Genomic DNA, 18,177 nt, shown 5'->3' on the forward strand with positions numbered 1-18,177 from the left:
GTATAGGGCGCGGAACGGGGCGCGAAAAGCCCGGGCACTGGCCAAGCCCCGCTTTTGTGACTATCTAAAGGCCGAAACCCTTAAGGAGCAGACCGTTGGACGATACTCAGGGCCGCACCACGAAGGACGGAATCCGGATCTACGATCAGAGCGATTTTGCGGGAATGCGCGCCTCCTCGCAGGTGACGGCGCAAATTCTCGACGAAGTCGCCGATCTGGTGGAGCCGGGGGTCACGACCGCAGCACTCGACGCCTTCATCGAACGCCGCGTGGGGGAGCTGGGCGCCACCTCGGCGACCATCGGGTATCGGGGCTATCAGCACGCGAGCTGCATCTCGGTGAACCATGTCGTCTGCCACGGCATCCCGGGCGACAAGAAGCTGAAGGACGGCGATATCATCAATATCGACGTGACCGTGATCCTCGACGGCTGGTTCGGGGACAGCTCGCGCATGTATGTCGCGGGCAATCTGAGCCGCAAGGCCGAGCGTCTGATTCAGGTCACCCATGACTCGCTCATGGTCGGCATCGAGCAGGTGAAGCCCGGCAACACCTTTGGCGATATCGGCCACGCGATCCAGAAATTCGTCGAAAGCAACCGCATGTCGGTGGTGCGCGACTTCTGCGGCCACGGTGTGGGCAAGGTCTTCCACGCGCCGCCGAACGTGCTGCATTACGGGCGCGCGGGCACCGGCGCGATGCTGGAAGAGGGCATGATCTTCACGATCGAACCGATGGTGAATCTGGGCCGCCCCGAGACCAAGGTTCTGGCCGATGATTGGACCGCCGTGACGCGGGACAAATCGCTGTCGGCGCAGTTCGAGCATTCGGTCGGCGTGACCGCCGATGGCTGCGAGATCTTCACCACCTCACCGGCTGGGCGCTTCCACCCGACCTGGCGCTGAGGTTCAGGGGTCGGTGGGGGCTCTGCCCCCGCTGGCTGCGCCAGCCCCCCCGGGATACTTTCGCCAAGCCGAAGGTCAGGGATCGAGGCCGATGAGTCGCGGCACCTGGGCCATGTCGGTGAACAATTCCGCCCCTTCCGCCGCGAGCTTCGGATTGGCGCCTTTCGGCGAATAGCCGAGGCAGCGCATGCCTGCGTTTTTCGCCGCGCGCGCGCCCGTGGCGCTATCCTCGATCACCACGCAGGCGGTCGGATCGGCGCCCAAATGGCGCGCGGCATGGATGTAGAGATCGGGCTTCGGCTTGGGCAGTCCCATGTCCTGCCCTGAGAACAGCAGCCCCTCCAGCCGCGTGCGGATATCCGGGTGCTGCCCGAGCGTCGCCTCCATCTTCGCCTGGCGTCCGTTCGAGCCGACCGCGAAGGGAATTCCCTCCGCATCGAGCCGGGCGAGAAGGCGCGGGATGCCGGGCATCAGCTCGGTCCCCTCGCGCAGCCGGGCGTAGAGCCCTTCGTAATAGCTGTCGACCCAGCCCTCGGGCAGATCGGCCCCATGCGCGCGGCCCCATTGATAGACATTCTCGATGGTGGAGCCGATGAAGGCGTCTTCCAGTTCGGAGATCGTCTTGTGCACGCCGTAGCGGGCGAATTCTTCCTGGATCAGGTCTAAGGTCGCGGGCTCGCTGTCGACGAGCACCCCGTCGCAATCGAACAGGACGGCATGGGGGATCTTCGGGTGGTGCGTCATTCAGACATCCGGGCAAGGGTTACGAGCGTGTCGCCATAGCGGCGCTGGTCGAGCTGTTCGAGGCGCGCGGGAAGGATCGGCGGGGTGTTCTCTTCCCAAACGATCATCGCGCCCGGAGCGATCCATCCATTCTCGAGACAGGAGGCGAGGGCGCGTTCGCCCAGCCCCATCCCATAGGGCGGATCGAGGAAGATCAGATCATAGCCGGGGCCGCGATTTGGACCCATATTGGTCGCATCGCGCCGCCAGACATCGGTCACGCCCATCGCGCGCATCGCCTCGATATTGCGGCGCAGAAGCGCGCGGGCGGCAGTGCCGTCATCGACGAAAGCCACGCGGGCCGCGCCGCGCGACAGCGCCTCCAGCCCCAGCGCGCCGGTGCCTGCGAAGAGATCGAGCACCCGCGCCTCGGGCACCGGATTGCCATGCCCGCCATTGGTCAGCAGGTTGAAGATCGACTCGCGCACGCGGTCGGTCGTGGGGCGCAGATGCGCGTCCATCTCGCCCGCACCCACATCCGCCAGTTTCAGCCCGCGTTTCGCCCCACCGATAATTCTCATTTCATCAGGGCTTTCAGCTCTGCCGTGGTCTCGACCGTTTCGGGCGTCACGGGCTTGCCCGCTTCGATCAGGCGCTTGCCGACCATATAGGCGCGCGCGTCGTTGATCGCGTCCACCGCGATCAGACGGCCTGCGCGGAAATACCAGAAGCTGCTGCCGTCATCGCGGCGGCTGACGACTTGGTCGTAGCCCGCATTGAGCCCGGCGATTTGCAGCTTCGCGTCGAACTGATCGGACCAGAACCACGGTTTCGGCGTATAGGCGCGCTCCGCGCCCAGCATGTTCGCGGCGACCAATTCGCCCATGTCGATGGCGTTGCCGACGGATTCGAGGCGGATACGTCCCTCGGCACCGGGGAAGGAGGCGCAATCGCCCGCCGCCCAGATATGGGGCGCGGAGGTGCGGCCCTGCGCGTCGGCGGCGATGCCGTTTTCGCAATGGATGCCGGCTTCGCGGGCGACCTCTTCGTCGGGGGTGATGCCGATGCCGACGATCGCGAAATCGGCGGGCAATTCGTGCCCGTCCTCGAGGATTGCGCCGGTGACGGTCTCCTCGCCGGTCAATCGCGTCAGACCGACGCCTTCGAGGATTTCGACGCCGCGCTCGCGATGCAGCGTGCGGATCGCGTCTGCGGTTTCCTTGCAGGCGACGCGGCCGAGGATGCGCGGGGCGGCCTCGACGAGCGTGACCTCGAGGCCGAGCTTGCGCGCGACCGCTGCCGCCTCCAGCCCGATATAGCCGCCGCCGACCACCACGAGCCGTTTGCCGGGGGTGAAATGGGGCTGCATCCGGTCGACATCCGCGAGGTTGCGCACGGTGAAGACATTGCCCAGATCGCCGCCGATCGCCGCAGGCAGCCGACGCGGCGTGGCCCCGGTGCACAGCGCCAGTTCGACATAATCGAGCGTCTCGCCATCCGACAGGGTGACCGTCTGCGCTTCGGTATCGATCGCGGTGACGGAGGTGCCGAGCCGCAGCGTGATGTCGTTCTCCTGCCACCAGTCGGGGGCGCGCAGCGTCAGCCGCTCCAGCTCCATCTCGCCCAGCAGATAGGCCTTCGACAGGGGCGGGCGCTGGTAGGGCTGAATGGGCTCCGCGCCGATCACGGTGATCGCACCGTCATATTTCAGCGCCCGCAGTTTCGCGGCCATCGAGGCTGCGGCCTGTCCCGCGCCGACGATCACTATTCCACCCATGACTTTCTCCACTGGCCCGGCTCGCGCTTGACCCTATATCGACGGGCGGAACAAGTGCAACGCGAACAAATCGGAGCTTTCTATGACCTTAACGACCGGCGACGTTCTTCCTGGCGCGACTTTCCTCGCGATGGGCGACGAGGGGCCGCAACCCGTTAGTCTTGGTGACAAAATGAAGGGCCGCAAGATCGTGATCTTCGCGGTTCCGGGCGCTTTTACCGGCGTCTGCACCACCGCACATGTGCCCAGCTTCATCCGCACCAAGGACCAATTCGCCGAGAAGGGCGTGGACGAGATCGTCTGCATCTCCGTCAATGACCCCTTCGTGATGAAGTCCTGGGGCGAAGAGACCGGCGCGAACGAGGCGGGGCTGACCATGCTGGCCGACCCGGAAGCCGCGTTCACGCAGGCGATCGAGATGGATTTCACCGCGCCGCCCGCAGGCCTCATCAACCGCTCGAAGCGCTATGCGATGCTGGTCGAGGATGGCGTGGTCAAGCTGCTGCATGTCGAGGATAGCCCCGGCACCTGCGAAGCCTCGGCGGGCGAAGGGCTTCTCGCGGCAATCTGACGCGAGCCCTTACCGGAACATGAAAACGCCCGGCCAAGGAGCCGGGCGTTTTTCGTTTAGTCTTCGTCTTTTTCGACCGGTTCGGTCAGACGCATCACCGGGCGCCCGATATCGCGGTCGACCTCGGCCACGCCCTCGGCCAGCGAATCCAACGCGCCGGCCAATTCGATATCGAGGACGCTGATGCCGCCGCAATCATGGGTCGTCAGCGTGATTTCGAGCTTGTTGTAGACATTGCGCCAGTCGGGATGGTGATCCATCTTCTCGGCGCAAAGCGCGGCTTGGCTCATGAACCCCCAAGCGGCGGAGAAATCTTTGAACAGAAGCCGCTTGATCAGGGCATCCTGCCCATCGGCCGCGCGCCATCCGGTATCTTCAAGCGCATTGAGCAGCGCCTTGCGTTCCTCGGGTTCGAGCTTCGATGTCATCGCTTACTCCCTGATGCGTTAAGCTGGCCCGCAGCCTTGCAGCAGCGGGCCGCCAGTTCAAGCGGCGCCGCTTTCGCGGGTCACGCTGCGGGTCTCGATCTTCGGCACCTGCACCACTTCGAGCGTCCGCGTGGGGAAGGGGATGCCGATGCCGTTCGCGTCGAACTCCACCTTGATCTTGCGGGTATATTCCGCCTGAAGTCCCCAGAAATCTTCCGTCTTGGCCCAGACCCGGAAGGTGAAATCGACCGAGCTGTCACCCAGTTGCTTTACCCGGATCACGGGCGCGGGCTCTTGCAGGGCGCGCGGGTCGGAGAGCGAGATATTCTCCAGCACTTCCTGCGTCTTCTTCAGGTCCGCGTCATAGGCGACGCCGATGGTCAGATCCATCATCCGCGTCGGATTTGCGGAGAAATTGGTGATCGCGCTCGACCAGATGTCGCTGTTGGGCACGATGATCTGGATGCCGTCATAGGTGGTCAGCATCGTGTAGAAGAGCTGGATCTCGGTCACCGTGCCGCTTTCCGAGCCTGCCGCGATGAAATCGCCTTGGCGGAACGGGCGGAACAGGATGATCATCACGCCCGCGGCAAGGTTCGACAGCGTGCCCTGCAGCGCAAGACCGATAGCCAGACCGGCGGCACCGACAAGGGCGGCCAGCGAGGTCGTCTGAATGCCGAAGCGGTTGAGGATGAAGATCACCCCGATCGCGAGGATCAGGTATTTCACCATATTGCCGAGGAAGCCGAAGAGCGTGTCGTCCAGCCGTTTGTAGCGCTGCGACAGCGCCACGATGCGCCGTTTGGCCCAGGCCGAGATCGCCATCGCGACCAGCAGGATCACCAGCGCAGCCACCACATTCACCGCAACCATGATGGCCGCATCGATCCGATCCTGCGTCAGCCACGCGCTGACATCGGTCAGGTCATTCAAATTCATTCATCGCTCCCGCTCATATGTCCTTTAACATCGTTACTTATCACTCCTGCTCGTCGCTTCCACCCGAGGGGGCTCGGAACGGGCCCATTTCGGTCAGAACCTCGATATCTTGGTCCACGGCGGCGCGTTCGGCTTCCAGATACTCCGCGACCGCGCCGCGCAGACCCTCATGGCCGATCCAATGCGCCGAATGGGTGGCCACGGGCAGGTAGCCGCGCGCCAGCTTGTGTTCGCCCTGCGCCCCGGCCTCAACCCGGCTCAGCTTGTGCGCGATCGCGTAATCGACCGCCTGATGGTAGCAAAGCTCGAAATGCAGGAAGGGGTGATCCTCGATACAGCCCCAGTAGCGCCCGAAGAGCGCATCGCGCCCGATCAGGTTCAGCGCGCCCGCAATCGGGCGGTCTCCATTCATCGCGAGCACCAGAAGCACGTCCTCGCGCATCTCGTGCAGAAGATCGAAGAAGGCACGGCTCAGGTAGGGGTGGCCCCATTTTCGCGCGCCGGTGTCCTGATAGAACTGCCAGAACGCGTCCCAATGCTCGGGCCGGATAGCGTCGCCGGTCAGCTGCACGATCTCGCCACCGAAAGCCTGCGCCCGCTGGCGTTCCTTGCGCAGCGTCTTGCGCTTGCGCGAACTCAGATCGCCAAGGAACTGCTCGAAGCTCTCGTAATCGTCGTTGAACCAATGGAACTGCTGCCCGAGCCGCGGCAACCAGCCCGCCTCGGCGGCAAGCGCCGCCTCGTCCTCGGTGCAGAATGTCATATGGACCGAAGATACCCCGGCCCCTTCGGCGATCTGCGCCATCCCGGCCAGCAGCGCGCGACCCCCGGCCTCTTCCAGCCCCGGCAGAACCAGCAGACGCCGCCCGGCCACGGGGGTGAAGGGCACCGCGCATTGCAGCTTGGGGTAATAGCGCCCGCCCGCGCGCTCGAACGCATCGGCCCAGCCGTGATCGAAGACATATTCGCCCTGACTGTGCGATTTCACGTAGAGCGGCGCGACCCCGATCACCCGATCGCCCATCCGCGCCACCAGATGTCGCGCATCCCATCCCGTCCCCGGCCCGACCGAGCCGGAGGCCTCCAAGGCGTACAGAAACCGATGCGTGGTGAACGGGTCGAACGCCCGCTCCCCATCCCCGATTTCGGGGCAGGCGCAGGCGTTCCAGTCTTCTTCACTTATTTCGGAAATATCCGAATAAAGCGTGATTTCAACGCTTTGATCCATTTGATCCCGGGTGGTTAGGCCATCCTTTGCCTGAATCTGTGCCCTGAGCGCGCGGCGTCAAGTCGGAAGCGCCGAGAGGTAGCCCTCGAAGGTCACGTTATCGGCCACCCGACGCGCCAGCGCCTCCTCGTCGACCGAGCGGATCGTCCAGCACAGAACCGGCACGCCGAGCGATTTCAGCTCGGTCACCCGCAGCGCATTCAGGTCCTTCGCCTCATGCGAGATGAAGGCCGCGCCGACACGCTCGAAATCGGGGATATGACGCAGCTCGTCGCCGCGGGCTGCGGGCAGCAGCGCCCAGTCATTGGGCTGATAGGCCGAGGTCGTCAGCCCGACCGGAACGCCCGGGGCCAGGTCGCCGAATGCCGCCACCGCATGCGGATTGAAGGACATCACCGCAACCGGGCCTTCATAGTCGCGCAGCAACAGCGCCGTCGCCTCTTCCAGCGGGCCGATCTGCTGGCCGAGCGCGCCGTCCTGATCCTTGATCTCGACCAGAAGCGGCACCTGACCGTCCACGATCTTGAGCACTTCGGCGAGGGTCGGAATGCCCTCCTGCGTGCCGCTCAGATGGATCGCGCCAAGCTCTGCCGACGTGCGCTGGCGCACCGGGCCGCGCTCTGCGGTCAGCCGGTCCAGCGCGTAGTCGTGAAACACCATCGGCACGCCATCGGCCGAGAGTTGCACGTCGATTTCGATACCGTAGCCCGCCGCGATGGCCGCGCGGATTGCGCCACGGCTGTTTTCGGGACGGCCGAGCGTGTAGTCGTGCAGCGCCCTATGCGCGATCGGAAGCCGGAGAAAATCAGGATGCAATGCCATCACGCGACCTCGAAAATCGCCTCGATTTCGACCGCGACGCCCATCGGCAGCGAAGCCGCCGAGACCGCCGAACGCGCGTGACGCCCCGCATCGCCGAAGACCTCGACCATCAGGTCCGAACAGCCGTTCACGACCTTGGGCTGATCGGTGAAGTCAGGGGTCGAATTCACGAAACCCACAAGCTTCACCACGCGGAGCTTGTCGAGATCGCCAATGGCCGCTTTCGCCTGCGCGATCAGCGCCAGGCCGCAGAACCGCGCCGCCATCGCGCCCTCTTCGACATCCATCCCGTCGCCGAGCTTGCCGCGGATCAGCCCCTCGGGCCCGTTCGAGATCTGTCCCGAGACGAACAGCTGGTTGCCGGTGCGCACGAAGGGCATGTAATTCGCCGCCGGTGCCGGGGCATCGGGAAGGTGAATTCCCAGCTCTTCGAGACGTGCTTCGATCTTGGCCATTGCGCCCTCCATGAAATTTCGCGGCGAGGCTAGGCGCGCGCCTGTTTCCCCGCAAGCGGATTCGCGTCTCTTCTTCTTGATCGAAATATCCCGGGGGCGCGATAGCGCGGGGCGGAGCCCCTCACCGTTATGCCACCAGCGCCTCGGCCTTCTTCAGGTCGACCGAGACCAGCTGGCTCACGCCTTGTTCTTGCATCGTCACCCCGAACAGCCGGTCCATCCGCGCCATCGTCACCGCGTGGTGGGTGATGATCAGGAAGCGCGTATCGGTGCGCCGCGTCATCTCGTCGAGCAGGTCGCAGAAGCGCGTCACATTGGCGTCATCGAGCGGCGCGTCGACCTCGTCGAGCACGCAGATCGGCGCGGGGTTGGCCATGAAGACCGCGAAGATCAGCGCCATCGCGGTCAGCGTCTGCTCGCCGCCCGACAGCAGCGACAGCGTCGACAGCTTCTTGCCCGGCGGCTGGCACATGATCTCGAGACCGGCCTCCAGCGGGTCGTCGCTTTCGACAAGCTGCAGGTTTGCCGAACCGCCGCCGAAGAGGTGGGTGAACAGCGTGCGGAAATTCTCGTTCACCTGCTCGAACGCGGTCAGCAGACGCTCGCGTCCTTCGCGGTTCAGGCCCGAAATCCCGGCGCGCAGCTTGCGGATCGCCTCTTCGAGATCGGATTTCTCCTGCACCAGCGCGTCATGCTCTTCCTGCACCTCACGGGCGTCTTCCTCGGCGCGCAGGTTCACCGCACCAAGGCTCTCGCGCAGGCGTTTCAGGCGGTTCACTTCCGCGTCGAGCTTCTCCGCGTCGGGCATCTTCTCGGGGTCGGCATCGAGGCTTTCCAGGAGATCCTGCGGTGACTTCTCGGTCTCCTCGAGGATACGTTCGGCGGCATAGGCGACGGTTTCGCGGGCCGCATCGACGCGCGCTTCGGCGCGGGCGCGCGCTTCGCGTGCCTCACCGGCGAGACGCTCGGCCTCGCGCTCGGCCAGCTGTGCCTCGCGCAGGGCGCTTTCCGCACCCGACAGCTTGTCCGATGCCTCGGCCTGACGCGCTTCGGCGGTGGCGATGGCCTCCGACAGCTCGGCGCGTTTCGCGGCCAGTTCCTCGGGCGCGGCGGAGGCGTCCTTCAGCTCGGCCTCGCTCTCGATCTTGCGGGTTTCCAGCTCGGCGGAGCGTTTCTCGGCGGTCTCCAAGCGGTGCCGCCAGCCTGAGATTTCCTTGGTAATCTCCTGCCGACGCTTCAGCCGCGCCTCGCCTTCCCGGCGGATTTCGTCATGGGCGGAGCGCTTGGTCATCATCGTCATGCGCGCCGCTTCGACGGTCATCTTCACCGCCTCGACGTCGCCGCGCGCGGCGTCCAGATCGGGCAGGGAGGATTGCGCATTCTCCGCTTCGCGCAGTGCCATCCGCGCGCTGCCAGCCTCTTCCTCGTGGCGGGCGACGGCGAGCTGGGCGCTTTCCAACTTGGAACTGGCGATAGAACGATCGGCCTCGGCCCGGCTGAGCGCGCGGCCTGCTTCGGCCAGACGGCGATCCGCATCGCGGCGCGCCTCGCGGGCGCTGGCATCGGCGCGGGTGGCGTCGGCCAGCGCGGCGGTCAGCGCTTCATGGGCGGATTTCGCGCCCGAAGCGCGGGCTTCGGCGTCTTCCAGATCGCGTTTCAACTCCACCAGACGGTTGAGCTGTTGCAAGCGCAGCGCGGCGGCGGTCGGCGCATCCTCGGCGCCGGCGCGATAGCCGTCCCAGCGCCACAGATCGCCCTCGGTCGAGACGAGGCGCTGACCGGGGGCCAGTTGATCCTGCAGCCGCACGCCCTCGTCGTAATCCTCGACCAGACCGATTTGCGAGATCCGGCGGACCAGCACATCGGGTACATCGACATGAGCCGAGAGCGGCTCGACACCGACGGGCAAGGGCTGCGGCGCGGGATAGTCGGGCAGAGCTTGCCAGCCGGTCGCGTCATCCTCGCCGACTTCCGGCGCGCGCAGGTCATCGGCGAGAGCGGCACCCAGCGCCGCCTCGTAGCCGCGATCTACCCGGACGCGATCGAGAATTTGCTGACCGTTGGAGGCTTCGCGCTCGACCAGACGCGCGAGCGCCGACACCTCGGCCCGCAAGGCCCCCGCTTCGCCCTCGGCTTCCGAGCGTGCCGCGCGGGCCGCGCTTTCGCGGCCCTGCGCCTCGGCGCGCGCGTCATCGGCTTGGCCAAGCGCTTCCTCGGCGGCTTCGGCGGCGGCCTGCGCCTGTGTCTGTGCGCCTTCTGCCGCCTCGAATTCCGTATTCGCCTTCGCAAGCGCCGCAGCGGCGGCCTCGGCGGCCTGCTTGGACTGCGCGGCGGCGGCTTCGGATTTCTCCGCCGTTGCGCGGTTGTCGGTCACGAGGCGCTGCGACGACTGGTGACGGGCCGCGAGCCGCGCGACATCCTCGGTCAGCTCCGACAGTTGCGCCTCGCGCTCCTGCAAAATCTGCGCTGCCTCATGGGCGGCATCGACCGCCGCCGCCAGCTTGTCTTCATGCCCTTCGGAGGCTTTCGCGATTTGCGCCTGCTCCCATTCGAGCCGCCCGATCGTCTCGCCCGCATCGCGGTTGAGCCCCGCTTCGCGCTCCATGTCATGCACGAGCTGTTCGATCCGGGCCTTCAGCGTTTCGATCCGCGCGATCGCCTGATCTTCCTGATCCGAGAGCGCGTCGCGCTGCACGGTGAGGCGTTGCAGGATCGCGCCCGCGATGGCCTCTTCCTCGCGCAGCGGCGGCAGCGCGTCTTCCTTGCCCTGCCGGGCCTTCGCCGCCTCGCGGGAGGCTTTCTCGGCCTGCGCGGCCCCGGCGACTTTCTCGCGATGCGCCTCTTCGGCGGTGGTGCGGGCCAGATCGGCTTCGCGCCAGCGGCGATACAGTAGCATCCCCTCGGCGCGGCGCAGCTCTTCGCCGATGGTGCGGTAGCGCGCGGCCTGGCGCGCCTGCCGGGCGAGGGTGGCCAGCTGCGAAGCCAGTTGCTCGATCACGTCATCGACGCGGGTCAGGTTCTGTTCGGCGCCGTTCAGCTTCAGCTCCGCCTCGTGGCGGCGCTGATAGAGGCCCGAAATCCCGGCCGCTTCCTCGAGGATGCGGCGGCGGTTCTTCGGCTTGGCGTTGATCAGTTCGGAAATCTGGCCCTGCCGCACCAGCGCGGGGGAATGCGCGCCGGTCGAGGCGTCGGCGAACAGCATCTGCACGTCGCGGGCGCGCACGTCCTTGGAGTTCACCTTATAGGCCGAGCCCGCATCGCGGGTGATCCGGCGCACGATCTCCAGCCCGTCGCTGTCGTTGAACCCCGAGGGCGCGAGCCGCTCGGTATTGTCGATCTGCAGCGCGACTTCCGCGAAATTGCGTGCGCCCCGCGACGAGGCGCCCGCGAAGATCACGTCTTCCATCCCGCCGCCACGCATCGCCGAGGGGCGGTTCTCGCCCATCACCCAGCGCAGCGCTTCCAGGAGGTTCGACTTGCCGCAGCCATTGGGCCCGACGACGCCGGTCAGCCCGTCATGGATCACGAGATCCGTGGGGTCCACGAAGCTCTTGAAACCGTTGAGACGAAGCCGAGAGAAGCGCAATTGCCGAACTTTCCGAATCTGACCGAGTTCTGAGAAGTGTCCGTAGAGCAGGCCTGCGAGTCAATGGGAAGACACCGCATCTGGCTATGATGGGGCTGTTATCCACAATATATTGGCGCATTCTCGCGCAGGGTTTCGGGTGGTGCGACGTGCCGGCTGAGACCACCTGGTATGCACCTCGTCTGTCTTTTCCTTTTGCGCGCGGAGGCTTAGCATCGAAAGCGTCCCAAGGAGCCGTCCGATGATCCCAGCCCTGTCCCTGATCCTCGCCTGCCAACTCGCCGGCGAGATCCTGTCCCGCGCTATGCAATTGCCGCTTCCCGGCCCGGTTCTGGGGATGATCTTCCTGCTTTTGCTCATGAGCGTCTCGGGCAAGGTGCAGCAGATCGTGCGCCCTACGGCCCAGTTCGTCTTGCAACACCTGTCGCTTCTCTTCGTGCCTGCGGGCGTGGGGATCGTCGCCCACCTCGGCGCGCTGCGCGAGCATGGGGTGGGGCTGGCGGTGGCGCTGGTGATCTCGACCATGCTGGCGATCGTGGTCGGCGCGACGGTCTTCGTCGCGGTGGCGAAGCTGACCCGGAGCAATGTCGATGACTGATCCGTTCAAGCTCTGGTCCTACCTGTCCTCCGAACCGCTGCTGTGGCTGTGGGCGACGCTGATCGCCTATTGGATCGGGGATACGATCTTCAAAAGCGTGAACCGCAACCCCTTCGCCAATCCGGTGATGATCGCGGTGGTGATCCTCGGCGCGGTGCTCCTGATGACGGACACGCCCTATCAGCGCTATTTCGACGGGGCGCAATTCGTGCACTTCATGCTGGGCCCGGCGACGGTCTGTCTGGCCGTGCCGCTGCATGCGAACCTGCCGAAAGTGAAACGCGCCCTGCTGCCGATCGCGGCGGGGCTGATCGCGGGGTCGGTCACGGCCATCGTCTCGGTTCTGGCGATTGCGAAGGCGATGGGCGCGGGGCCGGGACTGCTCGCCTCGCTCGCGCCGAAATCGGTGACGGCCCCGGTGGCTATCGGGATTTCGCAAAGCTTGGGCGGGGAGCCTTCGCTGACGGCGGCGCTGGTGATCCTTACCGGCATGATCGGGGCGATCACGGTGACGCCGATGCTCAACCTGCTGGGTTTTCGCGACTGGAGGGCGCGGGGTTTTGCGGTGGGTGTGGCCGCCCACGGCATCGGCACGGCGCGGGCTTTTCAGGTGCATGAGACCGCGGGCGCCTTTGCATCCATCGGCATGGGGCTGAACGCGGTGCTGACCGCCTTCCTCGCGCCGGTGGTGCTGAGTTACTTCGGTTAATCGCCTTCCGTCAGTATTGGCGCGGCGGGCGCGCCTTGTAGACCGGAAGCTTCCAGCCGAAGCGCAGCGATCCGGCCCGCAGCGCAAAGGTCACGCCGCCGCAGATCAACAGCGCGATCAGCGTATCCGCCCCGAGCGCGGTTGCGATTACCGCGCTCATGGCCCCCGCAAACGCGCAGGAGAGATACAGCTCGCCCTGTTTGAGAACCAGCGGCACCTCGTTGCAGACCACGTCGCGCATCAGCCCGCCGAATGTGCCGGTGGCGATGCCCATGATCAGCACGATCACCGGGCCATGCTCCAGCCGCATCGTGATCGCGACGCCCGCAGGCACCGCGACCGCCAAGGCGCAGGCGTCGAGCCACAGCAGCGCGCGGTAGCGGCTTTCCAGAAGATGCGCGGTGAAGAAAACGACCACCGCCGCCCCCGCCGCGATCAGCACATAGGTCGGGTCGCCAACCCAGAAGACCGGGTCGCGGCCCAGAAGCAGATCGCGCAGCGTGCCGCCGCCGATAGCGGTCAGCGCGGCAATGAAGATGAAGCCCACGAGATCGAGCTGCTGGCGCGAGGCGACCAGCGCCCCGGTCAGCGCGAAGACCAGCACCGAGGCATAATCCAGCGCCGCGCCCAAGGGAAACTCCCCCAGCCAGTCGGGCAGGGCGGTCATTTTTGCTTGGCCGGTTTGAAGGGCTCCATCCCGGCGCGGGCCAACTCGTCGGCGCGCTCGTTCTCGGGGTGGCCCGCATGGCCCTTGATCCATTCCCACGTCACGCGGTGGCGGCGCTGCGCTTCGTCCAGCCGCTGCCAGAGATCGACGTTCTTCACCGGTTTCTTCGCGGCGGTCTTCCAGCCGTTGCGCTTCCAGCCGTGGATCCAGCCGGTCACGCCGTTCTTCACGTAAGCGGAGTCGGTGGTGATCGTGATCGCGGTGTCGCGGGTCAGGGTCTCCAGCGCGTTGATCGCGGCCAGAAGCTCCATCCGGTTATTGGTGGTCTCGGCTTCGCCGCCCTTCAGCTCGCGCTCCTTGACGACGCTGTCGCCGTCCATCGCGCGCATCAAGACGCCCCAGCCGCCGGGGCCGGGATTGCCGCTGCAGGCGCCATCGGTCCATGCGTAAAGCTCAGGCATCGAGACCCACATAGCCGTCGAGTGCTGCGATCCGGTCGAGCCAGCGGCGCAGTGCCGGGAAGGGCTCGAGATCATAGCCGCCGCGCGTGTCGGCGGTATGGGTGTAGGCGTAAAGGCAGATATCGGCGAGGCTCATCGTGTCGCCCGCGAGCCAATCCGCCTGCTCCAGCCGCTGCTCCATGATGCCCAGCAGGACGTGGCCGCGCACTTCCAGCGCGTCGAGCGTCTCCTGCGTGCGCTCATGCGCGCGATGCGGATAGCACAGAATCGCGGCGCGCACGGCGATGACGCCCTCGTGCTGGTTCTGCTCCCAGAACATCCACGACAGCATCTGCGCGCGGGCGAACCGGTCCTCGGGGATAAAGCGCGAGCCCTCGCCGAGATAGGTCAGGATCGCGTTGGATTCCGCCAGCACGCGCCCGTCATCGAGATGCAGCGCGGGCGCTTTGCCGAAGGGCAGCGCACCGCTCTCATGAGCCTCGGCCAAAGCGTCGGTGTTGTATTCCACATCGACCCGGTCGTAGCTCTGACCGAGCAGCGCCATCAGCAGGCGCACCTTGTAGCTGTTGCCCGAGGAGGGCATCGAATAGAGCTTCATCTCGTTCAGGTCCTCACAAGCGCGATCAGGCAGGCGACGACGACGACGGTCAGGCCGATGCGCAGTTTGAGCCACCAGCGCGGCGTATGGCCGAATTTCTGGAACAGCCAGTCGAGCGGCAAGAGCGCGAGGAAGCCCAGGATCAGCACGAAATTCACCGGCATCCCGAGCGCCACGAAGGCGATGAAGAAGATGACCGGAGCGACGGCGAGGAAATAACCGGTCTCCCATTCCGCGCTTGCGGCGAAGCCCCAGAGGCTGCCTGCCATGAAGCAGAAGATCATCAGACCATAGGCGAGCACCGCCACACGCGGGTCCGCGATGAAGGCGAATTGGCCGGTCTGCACAACTAGCACGCCCCAGAGGAACGGGATCAGCCCGGCAAGGCCAAGGAGCAAAGCGCCGCCGGGGATTTTCGGGCCGATTTCGCGCATCACGACGCCTCTCTCAGAACGCGGGGCACCTTGAATTCGATGTCCTCGCGGGCGGTTTCGATCTGGTCGACGGTCAGGTCATAGCGCTGGCGGAAGGCGTCGATCACCTCGTCGATCAGCACTTCCGGCGCGCTCGCGCCCGCGGTCACGCCGACCGTCTGCACACCCTCCAGCGCGCGCCAGTCTATATCTGCGGCGCGCTGCACCAGCTGCGAATAGGCGCAGCCCGAGGCTTTGCCGACCTCGACCAGACGGCGCGAGTTGGACGAGTTCGGCGCGCCGATCACGAGCAGCGCGTCGATCTGATCGGCCATCGCCTTCACCGATGCCTGACGGTTGGTGGTGGCGTAGCAGATGTCTTCCTTGGCGGGGCCGACGATCTTCGGGAACCGGTCCTGCAGCGCGGCCACTATCGCCGCCGTGTCATCGACCGAGAGCGTGGTCTGGGTGATGAAGGCCAGCCGATCGGGATCGCGCGGCGTGATCTTGGCCACGTCCTCGACCGTCTCGACCAGCAGCACCTCGCCATCGGGCAGCTGCCCCATCGTGCCCAGCACTTCCGGGTGGCCCGCATGGCCGATCATGACCATCTGCAGCCCCTCGTTCGAGTGCCGCTCGGCTTCCTTGTGGACCTTGCTCACCAGCGGGCAGGTCGCGTCGACATAGATCATCTCGCGCCGCGACGCCTCGGCGGGCACCGATTTCGGCACGCCATGGGCCGAGAAGATCACCGGCCGGTCATCGGGGCATTCGTCGAGCTCTTCCACGAAGACCGCGCCTTGGTCGCGCAGGCTGTCGACGACGTATTTGTTATGGACGATCTCGTGGCGCACATAGACCGGTGCGCCCCATTTCTCGATCGCCATCTCGACGATCTTGATCGCCCGGTCGACGCCCGCGCAAAAGCCGCGCGGGGCCGCCAGATAAAGGGTCAGGGAGGGTTTCATCGCGCGCTCCTTTGTTCGGGTTCAGACCTAAAGCCCCGTCCGCCTCGCGTCCAGAGGCGATCAGCTTGCGAGTTTGATCGCTTCCGCCGTCAGCCATGCCAGCACCGCGTAGCGTCCGGCCTTGGCCACGAAGACCAGCGGAATGAAAAGCCACAGCGACATTCGCAGGATACCGGAAATCAGGCAGATCAGATCGCCGCCGGGCGCCCAGCTCAGCAGCAGCAGCCCGATCCCCCAGCGCTCGAACCAGCGATGGCCCCGCGCGAGCTGTGCCTCGGTCGCGGGGAACCATTTGCGGTTCTTCCAGCGGGTCACGCCGAGCCCGATCCCGTAGGTGACGAGCGAGCCGATCGTGTTGCCCACGGCAGCGATGAGGATCATCAGCCAGATATTCTCGGTGCCGAGCGTCTGCAGCGCGACGAATAGGAGCTCCGACTGGAACGGGATCGGCGTCGCCGCCAGAAGCGCCGAGACGAAGAGGCCGAGGAGGGAGACGTTTTCGAGCATCAAGCTTTCCGCGAAAGACAAAGGGCGCGCAGGTGATCTGCACGCCCCTTCAAGCACGAATTACGGGTCGCGTCAGGTCCCGGATCAGCTTTCGTCGCCGTTCTCGCCTTCGCGCGGTTCGCGCGGCGGACGCCCGATCACTTCGCGCAGCGCGTCGAGTTCGATGAAATTGTCGGCCTGACGACGCAGCTCGTCGGCGATCATCGGCGGCTGCGAGCGGATCGTCGAGACGACCGAGACGCGGCAACCCTGACGCTGAAGGCTTTCGATCAGCGGCCGGAAATCGCCATCGCCGGAGAACAGCACGATATGATCGAGGCGCGGTGCGAGTTCCATCGCATCGACGGCCAGCTCGATGTCCATGTTGCCCTTCACCTTCCGGCGGCCCATGGAATCCGTGTATTCCTTCGCCGGTTTGGTGACCATCGCGAAGCCGTTGTAGTTCAACCAGTCAACGAGCGGGCGGATCGGCGAATATTCTTCACTCTCCAGGAGAGCGGTGTAATAAAAGGCGCGTACAAGTTTGCCGCGACGTTCGAATTCTTGTCTCAACAGCTTGTAATCAATATCAAAACCGAGCGCCTTGGCGGCCGCATAAAGATTAGATCCGTCTATGAACAGGGCGAGTCGTTCGTCCTTGTAGAACATACAGTCCTCTTGCACAGGTAGGGTGGACCAATTCGCGCAGGTGCCGATACGGAAAGAAAACGCGCATCTATTTGTCTTGCACAGGCGCGGGGCCGACCAGATTTAATTAGGACATATCGCATTTCGCGAGGGAAACGGAATCTGTCTTTATGGACACTAACTATTTGGTCGCTTTCGGAGCGAATCTACCTAGCCAATTCGGTTCTCCTCGCGCCACGCTCTGCGCCGCGATCGAGCGGCTTGAGCAATTGGGGTTTTCCTTGATCGCCGCCAGTCGTTTCTGGTCGACACCTGCCGTTCCCGAAGGGTCCGGTCCCGATTTCGTGAATGCTTGTTGCAAAATGCGAAGCGGTTTGCAACCGCCTGACGCGCTGGCGCAACTTCATGCGGTGGAAGAGGAATTTGGCCGTGTGCGAGAGGGGCGCTGGAGCGCACGGGTGGTCGATCTCGATCTGATCGCCTGCGAGGATCGGGTTCTGCCGGATCGCGAGGGCTTCCTGCGCTGGAAAAACCTTCCGCCGGAGGCGCAGCAGCACGAGGCCCCGACCGACCTGATCCTGCCGCATCCGCGCTTGCAGGACAGGGCTTTCGTGCTGATTCCCCTTGCCGAAATTGCACCGCTCTGGCGCCACCCGATCACGGGTGACAGCGTGATGGAAATGCTCGCCGCCCTTCCCGAGGCGGAAAAATCCCCGATTTCCCCTCTGTAACGTGGTCAAAACCCTGCGGACGGGCCGGATGGGCGCTTGTGTTTCTGCACTGCAAAGCCTAAGTAGGGCCCTCAATCCGAGTTCTTCTGGAGAGATTCATGGCCCGCGTGACGGTTGAAGATTGCGTTGACAAGGTTCCGAACCGCTTCGAGCTGGTAATGCTCGCTTCGCATCGTGCCCGCGAAATCGCTGCTGGCGCTCCCCTCACGGTCGAGCGTGACAACGATAAAAACCCCGTCGTCGCTCTGCGCGAAATCGCCGAGGAGACCCAATCGGCCGAGGATCTGCGTGAGCGTCTCATCGAGAGCAACCAGACCCAGATCGAGGTCGACGAGCCCGAAGAGGACTCAATGGCGATGCTCATGGGTGGTGAGACCCCCGATCGTGCCGTCGAAGACGACATGAGCGAAGAGCGTATGCTGCGCGCGCTGATGGACGCGCAGGGGCGCGAGTAATCTACTGAT

22 protein-coding genes are annotated in these 18,177 nt (G+C 65.1%); 6 read left to right on the forward strand and 16 right to left on the reverse strand.

What is annotated here, in order from left to right; all coding sequences use genetic code 11:
• The first annotated feature begins 95 nt into the window (after nt 1-95).
• Complete coding sequence (gene map / locus AXZ77_RS01170) at nt 96-905, forward strand: type I methionyl aminopeptidase (RefSeq protein ID WP_078541690.1); 810 nt, start codon at nt 96-98, stop codon at nt 903-905.
• Nucleotides 906-980: 75 nt separating this feature from the next.
• Here map and AXZ77_RS01175 read toward each other — a convergent pair whose 3' ends face one another.
• From AXZ77_RS01175 to AXZ77_RS01185, 3 genes are read right to left on the reverse strand one after another with little or no spacing between them, the layout of a single operon-like run.
• Nucleotides 981-1,649, reverse strand: a complete 669-nt coding sequence (locus AXZ77_RS01175; RefSeq protein ID WP_255266383.1) for an HAD family phosphatase — start codon at nt 1,647-1,649, stop codon at nt 981-983.
• A complete protein-coding gene (rsmD, locus tag AXZ77_RS01180; RefSeq protein WP_098409718.1) occupies nt 1,646-2,209 on the reverse strand; it encodes a 16S rRNA (guanine(966)-N(2))-methyltransferase RsmD in 564 nt (187 codons plus the stop codon). Before rsmD ends, AXZ77_RS01175 begins: the two co-directional genes overlap by 4 nt.
• Nucleotides 2,206-3,405 carry an NAD(P)/FAD-dependent oxidoreductase gene (locus AXZ77_RS01185; protein ID WP_098409719.1) on the reverse strand — a complete coding sequence of 400 codons (1,200 nt, stop codon included), beginning with the start codon at nt 3,403-3,405 and terminating at the stop codon, nt 2,206-2,208. Before AXZ77_RS01185 ends, rsmD begins: the two co-directional genes overlap by 4 nt.
• Nucleotides 3,406-3,487: 82 nt before the next feature.
• Between AXZ77_RS01185 and AXZ77_RS01190 the strand changes: the two genes are divergently transcribed.
• Nucleotides 3,488-3,976 carry a peroxiredoxin gene (locus AXZ77_RS01190; protein ID WP_098409720.1) on the forward strand — a complete coding sequence of 163 codons (489 nt, stop codon included), beginning with the start codon at nt 3,488-3,490 and terminating at the stop codon, nt 3,974-3,976.
• A gap of 56 nt (nt 3,977-4,032) precedes the next feature.
• Here the strand turns inward: AXZ77_RS01190 and AXZ77_RS01195 are convergent, their stop codons facing one another.
• The 6 genes from AXZ77_RS01195 to smc all read right to left on the reverse strand — a co-directional run bounded on the left by AXZ77_RS01195 (nt 4,033) and on the right by smc (nt 11,434).
• The gene (locus AXZ77_RS01195; RefSeq protein ID WP_078541694.1) at nt 4,033-4,404 is read right to left on the reverse strand and encodes a 4a-hydroxytetrahydrobiopterin dehydratase; all 372 of its coding nucleotides are present in this window, start codon (nt 4,402-4,404) and stop codon (nt 4,033-4,035) included.
• 57 nt (nt 4,405-4,461) lie between these two features.
• Nucleotides 4,462-5,343 carry a mechanosensitive ion channel family protein gene (locus AXZ77_RS01200; protein WP_098409721.1) on the reverse strand — a complete coding sequence of 294 codons (882 nt, stop codon included), beginning with the start codon at nt 5,341-5,343 and terminating at the stop codon, nt 4,462-4,464.
• Nucleotides 5,344-5,383: 40 nt separating this feature from the next.
• Nucleotides 5,384-6,571 carry a GNAT family N-acetyltransferase gene (locus AXZ77_RS01205; RefSeq protein ID WP_098409722.1) on the reverse strand — a complete coding sequence of 396 codons (1,188 nt, stop codon included), beginning with the start codon at nt 6,569-6,571 and terminating at the stop codon, nt 5,384-5,386.
• A 57-nt stretch (nt 6,572-6,628) separates the two neighbouring features.
• Nucleotides 6,629-7,396: a glycerophosphodiester phosphodiesterase family protein gene (locus AXZ77_RS01210; RefSeq protein ID WP_176535927.1), complete on the reverse strand. Its 768-nt coding sequence runs from the start codon at nt 7,394-7,396 to the stop codon at nt 6,629-6,631.
• Nucleotides 7,393-7,848, reverse strand: a complete 456-nt coding sequence (locus tag AXZ77_RS01215; protein WP_098412395.1) for a RidA family protein — start codon at nt 7,846-7,848, stop codon at nt 7,393-7,395. Before AXZ77_RS01215 ends, AXZ77_RS01210 begins: the two co-directional genes overlap by 4 nt.
• Nucleotides 7,849-7,975: 127 nt before the next feature.
• A complete protein-coding gene (gene smc / locus AXZ77_RS01220; protein WP_098409724.1) occupies nt 7,976-11,434 on the reverse strand; it encodes a chromosome segregation protein SMC in 3,459 nt (1,152 codons plus the stop codon).
• A 241-nt stretch (nt 11,435-11,675) separates the two neighbouring features.
• On the opposite strand from smc, the gene AXZ77_RS01225 reads away from it, so the two are divergent.
• A complete protein-coding gene (locus AXZ77_RS01225; protein WP_098409725.1) occupies nt 11,676-12,032 on the forward strand; it encodes a CidA/LrgA family protein in 357 nt (118 codons plus the stop codon).
• Complete coding sequence (locus AXZ77_RS01230) at nt 12,025-12,741, forward strand: LrgB family protein (protein WP_098412396.1); 717 nt, start codon at nt 12,025-12,027, stop codon at nt 12,739-12,741. The genes AXZ77_RS01225 and AXZ77_RS01230 overlap by 8 nt, the downstream gene beginning before the upstream one ends.
• Nucleotides 12,742-12,751: 10 nt before the next feature.
• Here the strand turns inward: AXZ77_RS01230 and AXZ77_RS01235 are convergent, their stop codons facing one another.
• From AXZ77_RS01235 to AXZ77_RS01265, 7 genes are all read right to left on the reverse strand, one after another.
• Nucleotides 12,752-13,408, reverse strand: a complete 657-nt coding sequence (locus AXZ77_RS01235) for a trimeric intracellular cation channel family protein (protein ID WP_078522350.1) — start codon at nt 13,406-13,408, stop codon at nt 12,752-12,754.
• Nucleotides 13,405-13,869, reverse strand: coding sequence for a ribonuclease HI (gene rnhA / locus AXZ77_RS01240; RefSeq protein ID WP_098412397.1), 465 nt, complete (start codon nt 13,867-13,869; stop codon nt 13,405-13,407). The genes AXZ77_RS01235 and rnhA overlap by 4 nt, the downstream gene beginning before the upstream one ends.
• Nucleotides 13,862-14,467: a glutathione S-transferase family protein gene (locus tag AXZ77_RS01245; protein WP_098409726.1), complete on the reverse strand. Its 606-nt coding sequence runs from the start codon at nt 14,465-14,467 to the stop codon at nt 13,862-13,864. Before AXZ77_RS01245 ends, rnhA begins: the two co-directional genes overlap by 8 nt.
• A gap of 5 nt (nt 14,468-14,472) precedes the next feature.
• Nucleotides 14,473-14,901 carry a DUF3429 domain-containing protein gene (locus AXZ77_RS01250; protein ID WP_078570792.1) on the reverse strand — a complete coding sequence of 143 codons (429 nt, stop codon included), beginning with the start codon at nt 14,899-14,901 and terminating at the stop codon, nt 14,473-14,475.
• The gene (gene ispH, locus AXZ77_RS01255; protein WP_078541705.1) at nt 14,901-15,848 is read right to left on the reverse strand and encodes a 4-hydroxy-3-methylbut-2-enyl diphosphate reductase; all 948 of its coding nucleotides are present in this window, start codon (nt 15,846-15,848) and stop codon (nt 14,901-14,903) included. Before ispH ends, AXZ77_RS01250 begins: the two co-directional genes overlap by 1 nt.
• A gap of 60 nt (nt 15,849-15,908) precedes the next feature.
• Complete coding sequence (locus AXZ77_RS01260) at nt 15,909-16,355, reverse strand: YqaA family protein (protein ID WP_098409727.1); 447 nt, start codon at nt 16,353-16,355, stop codon at nt 15,909-15,911.
• 84 nt (nt 16,356-16,439) lie between these two features.
• A complete protein-coding gene (locus AXZ77_RS01265; protein WP_098409728.1) occupies nt 16,440-17,003 on the reverse strand; it encodes an NYN domain-containing protein in 564 nt (187 codons plus the stop codon).
• A gap of 149 nt (nt 17,004-17,152) precedes the next feature.
• On the opposite strand from AXZ77_RS01265, the gene folK reads away from it, so the two are divergent.
• A complete protein-coding gene (gene folK / locus AXZ77_RS01270; protein ID WP_098409729.1) occupies nt 17,153-17,713 on the forward strand; it encodes a 2-amino-4-hydroxy-6-hydroxymethyldihydropteridine diphosphokinase in 561 nt (186 codons plus the stop codon).
• A gap of 98 nt (nt 17,714-17,811) precedes the next feature.
• Entirely contained in the window at nt 17,812-18,168 is a 357-nt protein-coding gene (gene rpoZ / locus AXZ77_RS01275; RefSeq protein ID WP_098409730.1) for a DNA-directed RNA polymerase subunit omega, read from the forward strand.
• Nucleotides 18,169-18,177: the final 9 nt, after the last annotated feature.

The sequence above is a fragment of the Thioclava sp. ES.031 genome, from assembly GCF_002563775.1.
GTDB lineage: Bacteria > Pseudomonadota > Alphaproteobacteria > Rhodobacterales > Rhodobacteraceae > Thioclava.

Bases quoted from the DNA above. Each gene is read 5' to 3' on its own strand.
- rpoZ (WP_098409730.1), top strand. From the start codon at position 17,812: ATGGCCCGCGTGACGGTTGAAGATTGCGTTGACAAGGTTCCGAACCGC.
- rnhA (WP_098412397.1), bottom strand. From the start codon at position 13,869: ATGCCTGAGCTTTACGCATGGACCGATGGCGCCTGCAGCGGCAATCCC.
- AXZ77_RS01205 (WP_098409722.1), bottom strand. From the start codon at position 6,571: ATGGATCAAAGCGTTGAAATCACGCTTTATTCGGATATTTCCGAAATA.
- AXZ77_RS01215 (WP_098412395.1), bottom strand. From the start codon at position 7,848: ATGGCCAAGATCGAAGCACGTCTCGAAGAGCTGGGAATTCACCTTCCC.
- AXZ77_RS01190 (WP_098409720.1), top strand. From the start codon at position 3,488: ATGACCTTAACGACCGGCGACGTTCTTCCTGGCGCGACTTTCCTCGCG.
- rsmD (WP_098409718.1), bottom strand. From the start codon at position 2,209: ATGAGAATTATCGGTGGGGCGAAACGCGGGCTGAAACTGGCGGATGTG.
- folK (WP_098409729.1), top strand. From the start codon at position 17,153: ATGGACACTAACTATTTGGTCGCTTTCGGAGCGAATCTACCTAGCCAA.
- AXZ77_RS01230 (WP_098412396.1), top strand. From the start codon at position 12,025: ATGACTGATCCGTTCAAGCTCTGGTCCTACCTGTCCTCCGAACCGCTG.
- AXZ77_RS01250 (WP_078570792.1), bottom strand. From the start codon at position 14,901: ATGCGCGAAATCGGCCCGAAAATCCCCGGCGGCGCTTTGCTCCTTGGC.
- AXZ77_RS01225 (WP_098409725.1), top strand. From the start codon at position 11,676: ATGATCCCAGCCCTGTCCCTGATCCTCGCCTGCCAACTCGCCGGCGAG.
- ispH (WP_078541705.1), bottom strand. From the start codon at position 15,848: ATGAAACCCTCCCTGACCCTTTATCTGGCGGCCCCGCGCGGCTTTTGC.
- AXZ77_RS01195 (WP_078541694.1), bottom strand. From the start codon at position 4,404: ATGACATCGAAGCTCGAACCCGAGGAACGCAAGGCGCTGCTCAATGCG.
- AXZ77_RS01260 (WP_098409727.1), bottom strand. From the start codon at position 16,355: ATGCTCGAAAACGTCTCCCTCCTCGGCCTCTTCGTCTCGGCGCTTCTG.
- AXZ77_RS01185 (WP_098409719.1), bottom strand. From the start codon at position 3,405: ATGGGTGGAATAGTGATCGTCGGCGCGGGACAGGCCGCAGCCTCGATG.
- AXZ77_RS01265 (WP_098409728.1), bottom strand. From the start codon at position 17,003: ATGTTCTACAAGGACGAACGACTCGCCCTGTTCATAGACGGATCTAAT.
- AXZ77_RS01200 (WP_098409721.1), bottom strand. From the start codon at position 5,343: ATGAATTTGAATGACCTGACCGATGTCAGCGCGTGGCTGACGCAGGAT.
- AXZ77_RS01245 (WP_098409726.1), bottom strand. From the start codon at position 14,467: ATGAAGCTCTATTCGATGCCCTCCTCGGGCAACAGCTACAAGGTGCGC.
- AXZ77_RS01175 (WP_255266383.1), bottom strand. From the start codon at position 1,649: ATGACGCACCACCCGAAGATCCCCCATGCCGTCCTGTTCGATTGCGAC.
- AXZ77_RS01235 (WP_078522350.1), bottom strand. From the start codon at position 13,408: ATGACCGCCCTGCCCGACTGGCTGGGGGAGTTTCCCTTGGGCGCGGCG.